Genomic DNA, 14,939 nt, shown 5'->3' with positions numbered 1-14,939 from the left:
ACGGGACGGTCCGTTAAAGGATGTCTTTCAGCGGAGAACCCTACCAGCGCCGCCGTGGCGGCCACGCCCGGCACCCCCTCGGCAACTATTCCGCGGGCCACGGCCGGATGGCCGCGCCGACCTGCGGGAATCCGAAACGCCATCTCTCGCGTGTACGCGCGCGTGGCCGGGTCCGCCGAGAGACTGTGTCCGGCTTCACGTTCGAACAGGGGTTCGCATATGCGGTGCGGTCAATGGTCGGCGGGGGTGCGGCGTTCGAAGACCTGAGGGCGGGCGGTGCGCAGAGCGGTGGCGATCGCGCCGAGCAGCACGGCGTCGTCGCCGAGTTCGCTGGGGCTGACGGTCGGGCGCAGTGGGGTGGTGCGGGAGAGGGCGGCCCGGACCTGATCGAGGAGGAGGTCGGCGCTGCGTCCGAGACCGCCGCCTACGACGATGACATCGGGGTCGAGGACGGCGGTGACGGCCGCGACCACGAGGGCGATGCGTTCGCCCTCCTCGCGGACGATTTCGGTGGCGAGGGCATCGCCGGAGCGGGCGGCGTCGAAAACCCGCTTGGCGGTGAGGCGTCCGGTCATCCCGCGTTCGCGGGCGGCACGGACGACGGCGTCGGCGGTGACCGCCTCCTCGAGCGCACCGCGCCGGGAGACTCCGGCGGCCGGGTCGCCGAAGGCGGCGGGCAGGAAGCCGACCTCACCGGCCGCGCCGTGCGCACCGGTGAAAAGCTCGCCGCGGGAGACGATTCCGACGCCGAGACCGGTACCGATGAGGACGTAGACGAACAGGCGGCTGTCGCGACCGCCACCGAAGGAGTATTCGCCGAGCGCGGCCAGGTTGGCGTCATTGTGCACCGAGAGTTCGGGAACGCCCAGGGCGTCACGCAATTCGTCGAGGAGTCCGGCGCGGCCCCAGCCGGGCAGGTTGACGGCGTAGTGCATGCGCCCGTCCTGTGGGTCGAAGACGCCGGGACTGCCCAGTACGGTGTGCACCACCTGGTCGACGGAAACCGCTGCCTCGGCGAGGGTTTCACGCACGGCGTCGGCGGCGGTGCGGGCCAGCGCGGTGGCGGTGCGGGCCCGGTTCGGAATATCGGTGCGGGCGAGGACCTTTCCCGACAGATCGGCGACGGCCGCGCGCAGGAAGGCGCGGCCGATATCGAGGCCGAGCACGTAGCCCGCGGTCGGGTCCGGTTCGTAGAGCACGGCGGTGCGGCCGCGTTCGGGTGCGACGGTGCCCATCTCGCGGACGAGGCCGTGCTGTTGCAGGGCGGCAAGCGCACTGGACACGGTCGGCTTGGACAGGCCGGTGTCGCGGGCCAGCTGCGCGCGCGAGCAGGGACCGACCGTGCGCAACTGCTCGAGCAGCAACCATTCGTTGTTGCTGCGCAATCGCTGCCTGTTCCAGGGGAGTTCGTCCATGGCCGTCCGATCGTGATCCGTTGTGCAGCCGACTGTAGACAATCGGCTCTACCCCTTGACGGACATAGTAAAGGAATTTAACTTTACAAAATCCATACGCCCTCCCCGTCCTCCGGAGGCAGCCATGACCGGCCCCCGCACGCTCCCCCGAAGAATCGGCCTGTTCCAGGCCACCACCATCAATATGAGCCAGATGGTGGGCATCGGCCCCTTCGTCACCATTCCGCTCATGGTCGCCGCGTTCGGCGGACCGCACGCCGTCATCGGCTTCCTCGCCGGCGCGATCCTCGCCCTCGTCGACGGGCTGATCTGGGCCGAACTCGGCGCGGCCATGCCCGGCGCGGGAGGCACCTACGTGTACCTGCGCGAAGCTTTCCAGTACCGCAGCGGACGACTGATGCCGTTCCTGTTCGTCTGGACCGCAATCCTTTTCATTCCGCTGATCATGTCGACCGGTGTGCAGGGACTGGTCCAGTACCTGACCTATCTGTGGCCGTCGATGACCACCGGGCAGGGCGATATCGTCGGGCTGGCCGTGGTCGCGCTGGTGGTGCTGATGCTGTGGCGGCGCATCGACTCCATCGGGCGCATCACCGTGGTGATGTGGGCGGTGATGATCGTGTCGGTGGCGGCGGTGATCCTGGCCGCCTTCACGCACTTTCACCCGAGCCTGGCCTTCACCTGGCCCGCGCACGCCGTCGACCTGGGCAGCGGCACCTTCTGGCTGGGCTTCGCCTCGGGTCTCACCATCGGCATCTACGACTACCTCGGGTACAACACCAGTGCGTATCTCGGTGCGGAACTGAAGGATCCGGGCCGGGTGCTGCCGCGCTCGATCATCTTCGCGGTGCTCGCGGTGATGGTGATCTACCTGGGCATGCAGATCGGCGTGCTGGGCGTCATCGACTGGCACGACCTCCTCGACTCCAACAACGTTGCCTCGCAATCGGTCGCGTCGGCGGTGCTGGAGAAGACCTTCGGCAAGGGCGCGGCCCAGGTGGTGACGGTGCTGATCCTGGTGACCGCGTTCGCGTCGGTCTTCACCGGGCTCCTGGGCGGATCCCGGGTGCCGTTCGACGCGGCTCGCGACGGCGTGTTCTTCCGATCCTTCGGGCGGCTGCATCCACGCCACGAATTCCCGACGCTGGGACTGCTGGTGATGGGCGCGATCACCGCGGCCGGGTTCGTGTTCGCCCGCCACGTCGGCTCCTCGGCCGCGCATCCCCCACTGGCCGTGCTGATTTCACTGCTGACCACGGTCATGGTGATCGTGCAGGCTTTCGCGCAGATCGCGGCCGTGGTGGTGCTGCGACGCCGGCAGCCCGACCTGACCCGGCCGTATCGAATGCTGCTGTACCCCTTGCCCGCCGTGGTCGCGGCGATCGGCTGGGCCGTCATCTACGGGTACGCGGACAAGGCGAATCCGGGCGTCCACCCGATCGAATGGTCCCTGGCCTGGACCGCGCTGGGCATCGTGGCGTTCCTCATCTGGGCGCGCGCCGAACACACCTGGCCCTTCGGCCCCAAGCCGATCAACGAGCAATTCCTCGACCCGCAGCCCGCACCCTCGAACTGACCGGCCATCCGCGCCTGCACCGTGGAGGCATGCGCGACGCTACCGGCGAGTGTTCATACACCGTAAACTGCGGTGTGCGATGCTCGGAGGGTGAGCAACGACGCTGAATTCACCGAACCCGCCCTGGTGCGCTTCACCGGCCCCGGCGGTTTGACCATCGCCGGCGACAGCTGGGGTCCCCAGGACGGTCCACTGGTGGTGTTCCTGCACGGCGGCGGACAGACCCGCGGCTCGTGGAAGGACTCCGGCCTGGCCCTGGCCAAGGCCGGAATGCACGCCGTCCTACTGGACGCGCGCGGGCACGGCGACAGCGACTGGGATCCGGACGGCGACTACCGCCGCGACGCCATGGTCGAGGATCTGATGGCGGTGCTGCGCGAACTCGGCAAACCCGCGTTCGTGGTGGGTGCGAGCATGGGCGGTCTCACCGGGCTCATCGCCACCACCCACGCCGAGCGCGAACGCATCACCGGTCTGGTGCTCGTCGATGTGGTGCCGCGACCCGAACGTGCGGGCGTGGAACGCGTGATCGGCTTCCTGGGCAGCAACCCGGAGGGCTTCGCCAGCCTGGAGGAGGCCGCCGACGCGGTCGCCGCCTACCTGCCACACCGCCGGCGCCCGCGCAATCCCGAAGGCCTGCAACGCAATCTGCGGCTGCGCGCGGACGGGCGCTGGTACTGGCACTGGGATCCGGCCATGCTCGGCGGCCCGCGCGACGGGCGCGGCGAGGAGATCGACGTGCACACCGAGGCCCTCGAGAACGCCGCACGGCAGTTGGAGATCCCGGTGCTGCTGGTGCGCGGCCGACTCTCGGATGTGGTCAGCGACGAAGGCGTGGCCGCGTTCCAGGCTCTGGTCCCACACGCCGAATACGCCGAGATCGGCACCGCCGCGCACACCGCGGCCAGCGACGCCAACGACGAATTCACCGACGCGGTGGTCGATTTCGTGCGCGCCCACGTCACCGTGCCGGAGCACTGACCTCGATCAGCGGAGCAATACCCGGTCCAGCAGGTGGTCGAGCAGTTCGACCGCCCGCTCCCGGGTGACGCCGCCCGCCAGGATCGTCTGGGTGAGGCTGGTGACCGTCAGCACGACCATCTCCGCATCGAGTTCCGTTGCGCGCGGGTCGGATTCGGCCGGACGCTCCCGGCGCAGCTGGTCGGTGAAGCTCGTTATCAGATAGCGCGGCGCGCCCATCATCTCCTCGGAGGTGACGGTGTTGCCGGTCAGATTGGCCGCGTGGAATCCCGCGAACACCAGATTGTCCTGGTGCCGTTGCTCATCGAGGGGTAGCAGCCCCAGCGATACCGCGCGGATCACCTCGCGCGGTGTGGCGTCGGGCCCCAGCGCGCCCAGCGCCGTCGCGAACATCACGCCCCAGTCCTGGACCACCGCACGGTGCGTGGCCAGCATCAACTCCCGCTTGGTGCCGAAGTAGTACTGGATCAGCCGCACCGAGATCCCGGCCTCGGCGGCCACCGCCTGGAACGTGGCGGCATCGAGCCCACCGGCGGCGATGACCTTGCGCGCGGCGGTGGTGATCTCCCGTCGCCGCTGCTCGTGATCGACCAAACGCGGCATGAACCTGGTCTCCTGTCGTTCCGTGCGGTGGAAGTTTTTGATGGTACGCCCATACCATTTTCGTGATACGTTCATACCATCAACGATGATGAACGGGGAGGCGCAATGGCCAAGATCGGGGAATGGAAGAACCAGGCGGCACGGGACGCCTACATGCAGGCCTATGCGTCACTGTCGAAATTGTGGACCATCCCGTCCACCGAGTTCGACATCGAAACTTCTTACGGGACAACCCATGTCCGCAAGTGCGGTAGCGGCGAGGGCACGCCGCTGGTACTGATCCACCCGCTCGGCGGCAACGGGGCGTGCTGGTATCCGATCATCGAGCGACTGGCCGCCGAACGGACGGTCTACGCGCTCGACACCATCGGCGCGCCGGGACTGAGCACCCAGACCGCGCCGATCACCTCCGGGGACGACTACGGACGCTGGCTCGACGACGTGCTGACCGGACTCGAACTGCCGCACGCGCACGTCATGGGCTATTCCGACGGAGCGTGGCGCGCCTGCATGGCGGGCGTCGACGGCTCGTCGCGGCTGGCCGGACTGATCCTGATCGAACCCGGTGCGGCGATCCTGAAGCCGTCCTGGAAGCTCATGCTGCGGATGCTGAGCTACGCGATTCCGCCGTCGGAGCAGAACATGCGCAAGGCCGCGGAGTGGGTGATGCCCGGCAGCGTGGTGGTCGACGAGGAGATCGCCTGTTCACGCGCCGCACTCGGCTACCGGACGCGAACCCCGTGGCCACAGGCTCTGAAAGACGAACAGCTGCAAGCGATCACCGCACCGGTCCTGCTGATCCACGGATCCGCGACCGTTGTCACCGATCCCGAGCGGGCGGTCATGCGCGCACAGCAGCACATCCCACACTGCGAAATCGAGACCTATCCGGGCGCGACCCACGGACTGCTGTTCCAGGGCCCCGACAAACCCGCTGTGCTGCAACGGATTCTGCGTTTCGCGTCCGAGCACGACCCGGCCGAGCTCCAGCTCGCCGACTAGACGGACATACGGAAGAAAGAGGAGAACCACATGGCAGACAAGATCGGGCGCTTCAAGAACGCACAGGCCGAGGCCGACTACCTGAGCTCCTACGACGCCATCGCGACGAAGTGGCCCGTACCCGTGACCGAGCTCGACGTCGAAACCTCGTTCGGGACAACACGAGTCCAGAAATCCGGGGACGCCGCGGGCACCCCCATCGTGATGTTGCCCGGCATGCCGGGCAACGGCCTGTTCTGGATGCCGTTCATCGAGGAGCTCTCGCGCGACCACACTGTGTACACCATCGATCCGCTCGGCTGGGCCGGGCGCAGCAGGCAGCGCGCACCGATCCGGACCCAGGCCGATATCGCCCGGTGGCTGGTGGAGGTGTTCGACGGCCTCGACGCGAAACGCGTTCACCTGGCCGGATATTCGGGCGGGTCATGGCTGTCGCTGGTGTGCGGCGCGCATTATTCCGAGCGGCTGGCCAGCCTGACCATGCTCGAACCGGATGCCGCGTCGTTCATCAAGCCGCAGTGGAAGGTGCTGTTCAAATTCATGGCCGGGGGTATCAACCCGACGCGCCCGCGCATGGCGAAACTCCTGGACTGGCTCACTCCCGGCGTCGAACTCGACGAGGACCACTGGGCAATGGTGTTGGCGGCCTTGAAATACCGCATGACGCTGCCCTGGTCGCGACTGCTCACCGAGGATCAGTTCGCGAAGGTCACCGCACCGCTGATGGTGTTGTTCGGCGCGCGGACCGTGGCCAATGACGCGCGGGCGGCCTCGGCCCGGGCGCGCGAGCTGTTCCCGAAGGCCGATATCGAGGTCTATCCCGGCGTAGGCCACGAGATGCTGTGGGCGATTCCCGACCAGGTGCTGCCCCGGTTCCTCGCCTTCGTCGACAAGCACGATCACGTCACCGCCTGACCGGCGGATTTTCGCCCTGACCGTCGCGAACCCCGAAATGTGCGAACGTATGTTCGATCTTTCGTGGTAGGTTCGCTGCCATGTCAACGCCATGGCAGGGATCGCTGCTCGACGGGTTCGGGGAGGTCGAGGTCGGTGCGCTGGATCGAATCCGGCGCACCGAGCTCGGCGACGGCGCCTGGGTGGACGTCCTGCCCGGCTGGCTCAGCGGGGCCGACACCCTGTTCGAACGGCTCGTCACCGACGTACCGTGGCGAGCCGACCGCCGCAACATGTACGACCGGATGGTGGACGTGCCCCGGCTGCTGTGCTTCTACGAGGAGGGACGGCGACTGCCCGAACCGGTCCTCGACGACGCGCGAAATACGTTGAGCGCGCACTACATCGACGAACTCGGGGAACCGTTCCGCACGGCCGGGCTGTGCTACTACCGCGACGGCGACGACAGCGTGGCCTGGCACGGCGACACCATCGGGCGCGGCGCGACCCACGACACCATGGTGGCGATCGTGTCCGTCGGCGCACCCCGGGCACTACTGCTGCGACCGCGCGGCGGCGGAGCCAGCGTGCGCTACGCGCTCGGGCACGGGGATCTCATCGTGATGGGCGGCTCGTGTCAGCGCACCTGGGAGCACGCCATTCCCAAGACGCGGCGACCGGTCGGGCCGCGCATCAGCATTCAGTTCCGTCCACGCGGCGTCCGGTAACGAGGGTCCGGACGCCACGCGAACCTCTTTGCGCCGCACACTGTTACACGAACAGCGCAAGAGTCCTCAGGGGCGCCGGGCGAAATCCGGCACCGGTTCGGGATAGACGCCACGCGCGATCAGGAACGGTGGCAGGCTGCGCAGGATCGGGATGCGCGGAAGACGCGCAGGGCCAGTGGGGTTTGCGGGAGGTTCGAGATATCGAGGTCGCCGCGGACCGCGGGGGCGATGACGCGGGCGTGCGCCAGCCGCTGCATACCCTGCACGGCCGCGGTGGGCAGCGTGCGGCGACGCTGCACCTTCGCCAGGTCAGCGGTGGTGAGGGAACCCGAAAGCAGTTTCGGGCCGAGGATTCTCGCGGTGGCCACGGCGTCCTGCACCGCCAGGTTGATGCCGACACCGCCGACCGGGGACATGGCGTGGGCGGCGTCGCCGATGCAGAGCAGGCCGTCGGTGTACCAGTCGTCGAGGCGATCGAGCTTCACGTCGAGGAGTTTCACGTCATCCCAACTCGGCACGGCCTCGACGCGATCCGACAGCCACGGCACCACGACGGCCATGTCCCGCATGATGTCGCTGACCGGGCGGGACGTGCGCAACGCCGGATCGCTGCCCTTGGCGATGAGGGTGGCGCACTGCCAGTAGTCGCCGCGATCGAACAGGACCGCCGCGCGGCTGGCGCTGACCACCGGGATCAGCCCGGCCGGATCGGTGCTGCGCCGAGCTATGCGGAACCACCAGGTGTCGAACGGGGTGGCCCAGTGGTGCGCGCCCAGCCCGGCGGCCGCGCGCAACACCGAGGCGCGACCGTCGCAGGCCACCACCAGATCGGCCCGAATCTCGCTCTCCGCACCGTCTTTCGCGCGACAGCGGACACCGGCGATCCGGGCGCCCTCCCGGACCAGATCCACGGCCTCGGTGTTCATTCGCAGCCGGAACGTGGGTTCGACGTCACCTGCGCGGGCCAGCAGATCCAGCAGATCCCACTGCGGCACCATGGCCACGTATTTGTGCCGTCCCGGAATGTGACCGAAGGTCGCCAGCGTCACCATGCGGCCGCCGATCGGGATCTGCACCGTATTGAGCCGCCGCTGCGCCAGTTTCGCGAAATCCTCGCGCAGGCCCAACGCGTCGATGAGCTCCAGGGTGGTGGGATGCACGGTGTCGCCACGGAAGTCGCGCAGGAAGTCACCGTGTTTCTCCAGCACGGTGACCTCGATGCCGCTACGGGCCAGCATCAGCCCCAGGAACATGCCCGCCGGACCACCCCCGGCGATGAGACAGGTCGTACGCTCCATCGGGACCTCCCGAGTCGGACACACCGTCACCTTCGATGGTAGGCCGGGTCCGGCTCGGGGACAGTCGCTTCCGGGAGCCGGGTCAGCGGTCGCGGTAGAGAACGAAGAAGTACGGCTCGCGCAGACCGCGCTTGTCCATCACGCCGAGCAGGGTGTCGTCGTCGACGCGGCGGAAGATGTCGATGATCGGCAGGTGGTCGTAGATCATTGCGGCACTGGACTTTCCACGGAATTCCAGGTTCCGCAGCCGGGCCCGCGAGGTGCCGGTGCGCAGCAGCGGCCGCAGCGCGCCCAGCGACTGCCGCACCGGGCGCAGGGCGGTCACCGGCACCTTTCCCGCCAGGAACAGCGGGACGCGGCGCGGGTCGACCGGGAAGATCTTCCCGTCGGGGCCAGCGAACAGCAGCGGCTGCACCTCGTCGGCGCTGTCGAATTGCTTGCCGTACCAGCCGGTTTCGGCCAGCATGCCGTCCCACGGATGTCCGGTGCCGACCTCGGCTCCGCGCCAGCGGCCCGAGGTGACGTCCTCGACGCGGGCGGCGGGCAGGCTGTCGAACAGCTCCCACGCCTGATCGGCGGTGGCGTCCGCGGCGATCAGGGCCCGGAGGCGGGCGGCGGCGTCCGTCGCCGAGTCGGCGGCAACCATGGGTTCTCCTCAGTGAGAGCGTGCGACCAAATCTCTCTCACCCTAGCCCGTAGGACTGGCCACGCACGACACCGAGGGCCCGTTCGGCGCTTTTTGTCGGATCAACAAAAAGTTTCCGAAATCGCTGGCGCTCCACGTTTTAGTCATCTAGCCTAAAACAATGACGACAGTGCAGGACACCGCAGAGACCATCCAGAAGGCCCGTCGGCCCGAGGACCTTTTCGGCACTGCCGCAAGCGATTCCGCCACCCGCGACGCGGCTCGCCGCTACTACCACCAGCTCGCCGCGATCATCCACCCCGACCGGGTGGGCACCCGCGACGTCGCGGTCGCGGCCGGGGCCTTCGCCCGGCTGGCCGACCTCTACCAGCGGTGGCTCGACACCGACGACACCGCCTTCGAGGTCACCGGGGCACGCGGCCGATACCCGGTCGGCACCCTGCACGCCCGCGGCTCCATCACCGACGTCTTCCGCAGCGGCACCGACCACGTGGTGAAGATCCCGCGCCGACCGGCCGCCAACCGGCTGCTCGCCGGTGAGCGAAACGCGTTGCGGGACATCGCGACCGTCGCCGCCGAGCACGACTGGCTGCGGCCCTACTTTCCCGAACTCGTCGACACCGTAGACCACATCGACGCTGCCACCGGCGAACACCGCACCGTGAACGTGCTCGGCGCGCTCACCGACGGGTTCGTGACCTTCGAGGAGGTTCGGGCCGCCTACCCCGACGGCCTCGATCCCCGCGACTACGCCTGGATGCACCGGCGACTGCTGCGCTGCCTGGCCGGGGCCGCCCTGGCGGGCTGGGTGCACACCGCCATCAGCCCCGCCAATGTCCTGGTGCATCCGCGGCAGCACGGAATCGTGCTGGTGGGTTGGTCTTTCGCGACCCGACCCGGCAACCCGGCCGCCGCGACCATGAAATCCCTCGACTATCCACCGGAGATCCGCGACGCGGTCTCCCCCGCCACCGACATCCACCAGGCGCACCGCCTCATGCTCACCATGCTCGGCGACCGCGCCCGCGACTCCGACACGGACGCCATGCGCGCCTTCGCCGCCGGATGCCTGCAAACCGACCCCAGGCTGCGGCCCGACGCCGCCGACCTGCTGGGCGAATTCGACGACCTCCTCGATCGGCTCTACGGGAAGCGCCGCTTCCGGCCCTTCGAGCTCACGAAAGGTAAGTGATCACCATGGGTTACGGACGATGGGACGACAGCGCCTACGACGCGGCACGCACCTTCCGGGCCGCCAAGGGCCTCGACGACTTCGGCTACACCTCCGATATGCGCGCGGTCCCCTACGACCAGTGGAAGGCGCACGCCAGCCTCGACCCCAAGGGCGTGACACGGGAATGCCGCGACTCGGCCGACCACGACAACTCGCTGCCCATCGCGGTGCTCTTCGACGTCACCGGCTCGATGGGGTCGGTGCCGCGCATCATGCAGGAGAAGCTGGGCAAACTGCACGGGCTGCTGCAGCGCAAGGGCTACGCGGACGATCCGCAGATCCTGTTCGGGGCCATCGGCGACGCCGACAGCGATCGGGTCCCGTTGCAGGTCGGGCAGTTCGAATCCGACAACCGGATGGACGAGCAGCTGCGCCTGATCCTGCTGGAGGGCGGCGGAGGCGGGCAGAAGTCCGAAAGCTATGAGCTGGCAGCGTATTTCATCGCGCGGCACACCGTCACCGACGCGTGGGAGAAGCGCGGGCAGAAGGGCTACCTGTTCATCGTCGGCGACGAGCTGAACAAGCCGCGGCTGTCCTCGCGGCACATCCGGTCGGTCATCGGCGACGACGTGCGTAGCGACATCACCGTCGAGTCGGTGTACCGGGAGGTCGAGGACCGCTGGAATGTGCACTACATCCTGCCCAATCAGTCCAGCTACTACCGGGATCCGGAGATCGCCGAGCACTGGCAGCAGCTGCTGGGCGAGCGGTTCCTACGCCTCGACGACCCGGCGGCGGTGTGCGAACTCATCGCTTTGACCATCGGGATTGCCGAGGACCGCATCGATCTCGGTGCGGGACTGGCCGACCTGCGCGATATCGGCTCGACCAGTGAGGCCGACGCGGTCGGCAAGGCGCTCGCCCCGATCGGAGCCGCGCGGCGCACCCGCAGCACCGGCAGGCTGCCCGTGGCCAGCACCGGCGACGACGACGTCGACCTCTGATCAGCAGCACTCGAAAACGAAGGGACACATCATGTTCGGCGACCGGCATGTGATCGTGGTGGATCTGGGCTTCGGCGACGCCGGTAAGGGCGCGACCGTCGACTGGCTGTGCTCGCCGCAGGCCGGGCTCGACGTGGCCGCGGTGGTGCGGTTCAACGGCGGGGCGCAGGCCGCCCACAATGTGATCGCCGGTGGACGCCACCACACCTTCCGGCAGTTCGGGTCCGGCACCCTGTCGGGGGTTCCGACCCTGCTGTCGCGGCACATGCTCGTCGAACCCATCGCGCTGGCCGCGGAAGCCCGGGCGCTGAGCGCGCTCGGGGTCGCCGACCCGCTGTCGCTGCTCTACGTGGACGAGCGCGCACTGCTCACCACACCCATTCACGGAGCCGCCAACCGTTGCCGGGAGGATACGAGGGGTACCGCCCGGCACGGTTCGTGCGGCATCGGAATCGGTGAGACCGCCAGTTACGCACTCGAACACGACGCACCCCGGGTCGCCGACTGCCTGCGGCCGGATGTGCTGCGCCGCAAGCTGATCGCGCTGGCCGAGCACTACGGTCCGGTGCTGGCGGGCGGACGGCACGGCTACGACTCGATCGACGCGCTGGTCGAGATGTACACCGAATTCGCGCGGGCGGTGCGGATCCTGCCCGGCGATCAACTCGCGGCCTTCGCGCGCGCCGGACGCCTCATCTTCGAAGGCGCACAGGGGGTGCTGCTCGACGAATGGCGTGGGCTGCACCCGCACACCACCTGGTCGACCGTCGAACCGCGCAATGCCCGCGCCATGCTCGACCGGATCGGCGCACCCGGTTATGTGCTCGGCGTGACCCGCGCCTACCTGACCCGCCACGGCGCCGGCCCCTTCCCCACCGAGGATCCCGCGCTCTCGATTCCCGAGCCACACAACGGAACCGGTGAATACCAGGGCGGGTTCCGACGCGGGCACCTCGACCCGATCCTGCTGCGCTACGCGGTACAGGCCTGCGGCGGGATCGACGGGTTGGTCGTCAACCACCTCGACACGCTCGGCGACATCCGCACCGCCACCGGCTATCTCACCGCCGACGGCTGCGTGGACCGGCTCGACTGCGGCGAGTGGAAAGACCTCGATCACCAGCAGCACCTCACCGACCTGCTCACCGGCGCGGTACCCGCACTCACCGACCTGCCCGCCGACGTCCCCGGCTACCTGGAGACGGCACTCGGCACGCCGGTGGTGCTCACCGCACACGGCCCGGACCGGACCGATCGCACGATCCGCGTCCCTGCTAAGGCATGATTGTCCACTTGTGGAGCAACAATCCGCGGTATCCATCGACGTGATCACCCTGCGCTACGGCGCCGACGACCCCACCGTCGGCGTCGGCATCGCGCCCCGGCAATGGCCGCCGTTCGAAGACGCCCTGGCCCTGCCCGGCGTCCTGCTGCACCGCGGCGAACGCCTCGCCGACGCCGCCCGCCGGGCCGTGCACACCAAACTCGGTGTCCCCGAGGACGCCATCCTCGCCGTCGGGCAGATCGCCACCTTCGACGAACCCAACCGCGACCCTCGCGGCCCCACCCTCTCCATCGCCATGTGGGCCATCGTCACCGACCACAGTGCGGACATCGCCACCTGGCTGCCCTTCGACGACATGCCGCCCCTGGCCTTCGACCACAACACCATCCTCACCACCACCCGCACCCACCTGGCCGAATTGCTCTGGAAAGACCCCACATTCACCCGCGCCCTCACCGGCGACCAGTTCACCGCCACCCGCGCGGTCACCCTCACCGCCGCCCTCACCGGCGCGAAGCCCGACCCGGGCAACCTCAACCGCACCCTCGCCGCCTTCCCCGGCCTCGAGCGCACCGGCGAACGCATCAGGGTCAAGGCCACCGGGCGCCCGGCCGCCATGTGGGCATTCACCGCCTGACCTACGGGGCACGCCGATCCGGTTGGCGCAGTACTGATTCGACGAGTTGGCGGACCGCGGCGAGGAGGCGGTCGTACTCCCCGCTGCGAATCATGTGGGGCACGAGTTCGCTGCCCAGGGGGGCCAGTAGGAGGCCGCCGACAACGGGGGCGTCGAGGTCGGGGCGGACCTCGTGCAGGAGGGTCGCGATGTGGGTGGCCCAGAAGATATGGAACTCTTCGCTTCTGGGGTGCCGAGGAATTGCCTGGTAGGCGACCGAGATTTCGATGTCGTCGCCGACCAGGCGGGTGAAGGCGTCGAAGAAGGCCAGTAGGCGTTCGGCCGCCGGAGCGCCGGGGCCCAGCGGGGGTGGTCCGCTCTCGACCGCCGCCATGAGCGTGATCGCGCCCTCCGCGACGAGCTCGTGCAGCAGTCCCGCGCGGGAGCCGAAGCGGTGGAAGACCGTGCCCTTGGCGACTCCGGCGGCGGCCGCGATGCGTTCCATGGTGGCCGCCTCGGCGCCTTCCTCGAGGAAGATCGCGCGGGCGGCCAGCAGGATTGCCTCCCGATTGCGGGATGCGTCGGCGCGTTCCTTGGGCCGGTCCATGCCACCACTTTCGTTGACAACTTGACCGACGGTCAATATCTTGGCGAAGGCAAGTTGACCGTCAGTCAAGTTATGAGGTTGTGCGATGCAAGCAATCCTATTGACCGCCACCGGCGCGCCCGACGTCCTGGTCCCGGGCGAGGTCCCGACGCCCCGGCCGGGAGCCGGTGAAGTGCTCGTCCGCACCGAGGCGATTCCGGTGCTGTACCCGGAGACCATGATCCGATCCGGCGCCTTCCCGCTCCCGATCGAACTGCCGATCGTGTTCGGCGTCCAGGCCGTCGGCATCGTCTCCGAAATCGGTGCGGGCGTGGACACCGGGTGGATCGGGCGCCGAGTCTCGTTGGAGAGCAGCAGCTTCGGCACCTACGCCGAACAGGTCTGCGCCCCGGTGCAATCCCTGGTCCCGGTGCCCGGCGGGCTCACCGCCCAGCAGGCCGCCGCCGTCACCATGAGCGGCTCGGTGGCGCTTCCGCTGCTGCGCACCGCCGCGCTCACCGGCACCGAGACCGTGGTCATCGAGGCCGCGGCCACCGGCATCGGGTCCGTACTCACCCAGCTGGCCAAGGAATTCGGGGCGGCCCGGGTGATCGGGACGGCGGGTGGCTCCGAAAAGGCCGAGCAGGCCCGGGGATTCGGGGCGGACGAGGTGATCGACCACCACGATCCGCAATGGCCGCAGCGGCTGCGCGAAACCCTCGGCGGCGCAACGGTCGACGTGGTGTTCGACTCGATCGGCGGCGAATCAGCCTCCGCCCTGCTGGATCTCATGACGCCGCTGCGCGGGCGGATGCTCAGCTACGGCTGGCTGTCCGGTGCACCCGCCCAGGTGTCGGCCATGGACCTGATCATGCGCGGCCTCACCCTCACCGGCTGCTCGGGACCGCAGTGGCTGGCCGGGGTGGCGGCGGCACGCGGGGAGGCACTCGACCGCGCGGCAGCCGGGTCGATCACCCCGCTCGTCGACCGGGTACTCCCCCTCGATCAAGCCGCGCACGCCCACCGGTTGCTCGCCGATCGGGTCGCCAAGGGCACCATCGTATTGCGACCGAAACAGGCTTGACCTGGGCGCACGACCATATGAACCGCCGGAGCGGTCCCCTCGTGGAA

General features: G+C 68.7%; 14 protein-coding genes and 1 pseudogene. 10 read left to right on the top strand and 5 right to left on the bottom strand.

The genetic code is table 11. The features are described 5' to 3' along the window. Positions 1–230 precede the first annotated feature (230 nt). A complete protein-coding gene (locus OG300_RS07540) occupies positions 231–1,415 on the bottom strand; it encodes an ROK family protein (RefSeq protein WP_405493532.1) in 1,185 nt (394 codons plus the stop codon). A 124-nt stretch (positions 1,416–1,539) separates the two neighbouring features. Here OG300_RS07540 and OG300_RS07535 point away from each other — a divergent pair, with 124 nt between their 5' ends. Together OG300_RS07535 and OG300_RS07530 are read left to right on the top strand one after the other, a co-directional pair. Next, complete coding sequence (locus tag OG300_RS07535; protein ID WP_405493530.1) at positions 1,540–2,991, top strand: APC family permease; 1,452 nt, start codon at positions 1,540–1,542, stop codon at positions 2,989–2,991. A gap of 90 nt (positions 2,992–3,081) precedes the next feature. Next, a complete protein-coding gene (locus OG300_RS07530) occupies positions 3,082–3,972 on the top strand; it encodes an alpha/beta fold hydrolase (RefSeq protein ID WP_405493528.1) in 891 nt (296 codons plus the stop codon). A gap of 6 nt (positions 3,973–3,978) precedes the next feature. Here the strand turns inward: OG300_RS07530 and OG300_RS07525 are convergent, their stop codons facing one another. After that, positions 3,979–4,575, bottom strand: coding sequence for a TetR/AcrR family transcriptional regulator (locus OG300_RS07525; protein ID WP_405493526.1), 597 nt, complete (start codon positions 4,573–4,575; stop codon positions 3,979–3,981). 105 nt (positions 4,576–4,680) lie between these two features. On the opposite strand from OG300_RS07525, the gene OG300_RS07520 reads away from it, so the two are divergent. From OG300_RS07520 to OG300_RS07510, 3 genes are all read left to right on the top strand, one after another. Beyond that, entirely contained in the window at positions 4,681–5,577 is an 897-nt protein-coding gene (locus OG300_RS07520; protein WP_405493524.1) for an alpha/beta fold hydrolase, read from the top strand. Between the two features lie 30 nt (positions 5,578–5,607). Beyond that, the gene (locus tag OG300_RS07515) at positions 5,608–6,492 is read left to right on the top strand and encodes an alpha/beta fold hydrolase (RefSeq protein WP_405493523.1); all 885 of its coding nucleotides are present in this window, start codon (positions 5,608–5,610) and stop codon (positions 6,490–6,492) included. An 80-nt stretch (positions 6,493–6,572) separates the two neighbouring features. Then, a complete protein-coding gene (locus OG300_RS07510) occupies positions 6,573–7,199 on the top strand; it encodes an alpha-ketoglutarate-dependent dioxygenase AlkB (protein WP_405493521.1) in 627 nt (208 codons plus the stop codon). Between the two features lie 66 nt (positions 7,200–7,265). On the opposite strand, the pseudogene OG300_RS07505 reads toward OG300_RS07510, so the two are convergent. Together OG300_RS07505 and OG300_RS07500 are read right to left on the bottom strand one after the other, a co-directional pair. After that, positions 7,266–8,497, bottom strand: a pseudogene (locus OG300_RS07505) (FAD-dependent oxidoreductase). An 82-nt stretch (positions 8,498–8,579) separates the two neighbouring features. Then, positions 8,580–9,143: a DUF4334 domain-containing protein gene (locus OG300_RS07500; protein ID WP_405493519.1), complete on the bottom strand. Its 564-nt coding sequence runs from the start codon at positions 9,141–9,143 to the stop codon at positions 8,580–8,582. A 160-nt stretch (positions 9,144–9,303) separates the two neighbouring features. Between OG300_RS07500 and OG300_RS07495 the strand changes: the two genes are divergently transcribed. Genes OG300_RS07495 through OG300_RS07480 form a run of 4 tightly spaced genes read left to right on the top strand, consistent with a single transcriptional unit; the run spans position 9,304 to position 13,243 of the window. After that, a complete protein-coding gene (locus tag OG300_RS07495) occupies positions 9,304–10,335 on the top strand; it encodes a hypothetical protein (RefSeq protein WP_405493517.1) in 1,032 nt (343 codons plus the stop codon). A gap of 5 nt (positions 10,336–10,340) precedes the next feature. Further along, on the top strand, positions 10,341–11,321 hold the full coding sequence (locus OG300_RS07490) for a hypothetical protein (RefSeq protein ID WP_405493515.1): 981 nt from the start codon (positions 10,341–10,343) through the stop codon (positions 11,319–11,321). Positions 11,322–11,352: 31 nt separating this feature from the next. Further along, the gene (locus tag OG300_RS07485; protein ID WP_405493513.1) at positions 11,353–12,606 is read left to right on the top strand and encodes an adenylosuccinate synthetase; all 1,254 of its coding nucleotides are present in this window, start codon (positions 11,353–11,355) and stop codon (positions 12,604–12,606) included. A 10-nt stretch (positions 12,607–12,616) separates the two neighbouring features. Beyond that, the gene (locus tag OG300_RS07480) at positions 12,617–13,243 is read left to right on the top strand and encodes an NUDIX hydrolase (RefSeq protein ID WP_405493511.1); all 627 of its coding nucleotides are present in this window, start codon (positions 12,617–12,619) and stop codon (positions 13,241–13,243) included. Between the two features lies 1 nt (position 13,244). On the opposite strand, the gene OG300_RS07475 is transcribed toward OG300_RS07480, so the two are convergent. After that, positions 13,245–13,829: a TetR/AcrR family transcriptional regulator gene (locus tag OG300_RS07475; protein ID WP_405493509.1), complete on the bottom strand. Its 585-nt coding sequence runs from the start codon at positions 13,827–13,829 to the stop codon at positions 13,245–13,247. 85 nt (positions 13,830–13,914) lie between these two features. Between OG300_RS07475 and OG300_RS07470 the strand changes: the two genes are divergently transcribed. Beyond that, positions 13,915–14,892: a zinc-binding alcohol dehydrogenase family protein gene (locus OG300_RS07470; RefSeq protein ID WP_405493507.1), complete on the top strand. Its 978-nt coding sequence runs from the start codon at positions 13,915–13,917 to the stop codon at positions 14,890–14,892. Positions 14,893–14,939 lie beyond the last annotated feature (47 nt).

This window comes from Nocardia sp. NBC_00511, from assembly GCF_045161165.1.
Classification (GTDB): Bacteria; Actinomycetota; Actinomycetes; order Mycobacteriales; family Mycobacteriaceae; genus Nocardia.
This window is presented reverse-complemented; position numbering and strand designations above follow the sequence as displayed.

Coding starts and splice junctions, on each gene's coding strand:
- OG300_RS07515 (WP_405493523.1), top strand. CDS start 5,608: ATGGCAGACAAGATCGGGCGCTTCAAGAACGCACAGGCCGAGGCCGAC.
- OG300_RS07525 (WP_405493526.1), bottom strand. CDS start 4,575: ATGCCGCGTTTGGTCGATCACGAGCAGCGGCGACGGGAGATCACCACC.
- OG300_RS07470 (WP_405493507.1), top strand. CDS start 13,915: ATGCAAGCAATCCTATTGACCGCCACCGGCGCGCCCGACGTCCTGGTC.
- OG300_RS07490 (WP_405493515.1), top strand. CDS start 10,341: ATGGGTTACGGACGATGGGACGACAGCGCCTACGACGCGGCACGCACC.
- OG300_RS07485 (WP_405493513.1), top strand. CDS start 11,353: ATGTTCGGCGACCGGCATGTGATCGTGGTGGATCTGGGCTTCGGCGAC.
- OG300_RS07500 (WP_405493519.1), bottom strand. CDS start 9,143: ATGGTTGCCGCCGACTCGGCGACGGACGCCGCCGCCCGCCTCCGGGCC.
- OG300_RS07540 (WP_405493532.1), bottom strand. CDS start 1,415: ATGGACGAACTCCCCTGGAACAGGCAGCGATTGCGCAGCAACAACGAA.
- OG300_RS07495 (WP_405493517.1), top strand. CDS start 9,304: ATGACGACAGTGCAGGACACCGCAGAGACCATCCAGAAGGCCCGTCGG.
- OG300_RS07535 (WP_405493530.1), top strand. CDS start 1,540: ATGACCGGCCCCCGCACGCTCCCCCGAAGAATCGGCCTGTTCCAGGCC.
- OG300_RS07510 (WP_405493521.1), top strand. CDS start 6,573: ATGTCAACGCCATGGCAGGGATCGCTGCTCGACGGGTTCGGGGAGGTC.
- OG300_RS07475 (WP_405493509.1), bottom strand. CDS start 13,829: ATGGACCGGCCCAAGGAACGCGCCGACGCATCCCGCAATCGGGAGGCA.
- OG300_RS07520 (WP_405493524.1), top strand. CDS start 4,681: ATGGCCAAGATCGGGGAATGGAAGAACCAGGCGGCACGGGACGCCTAC.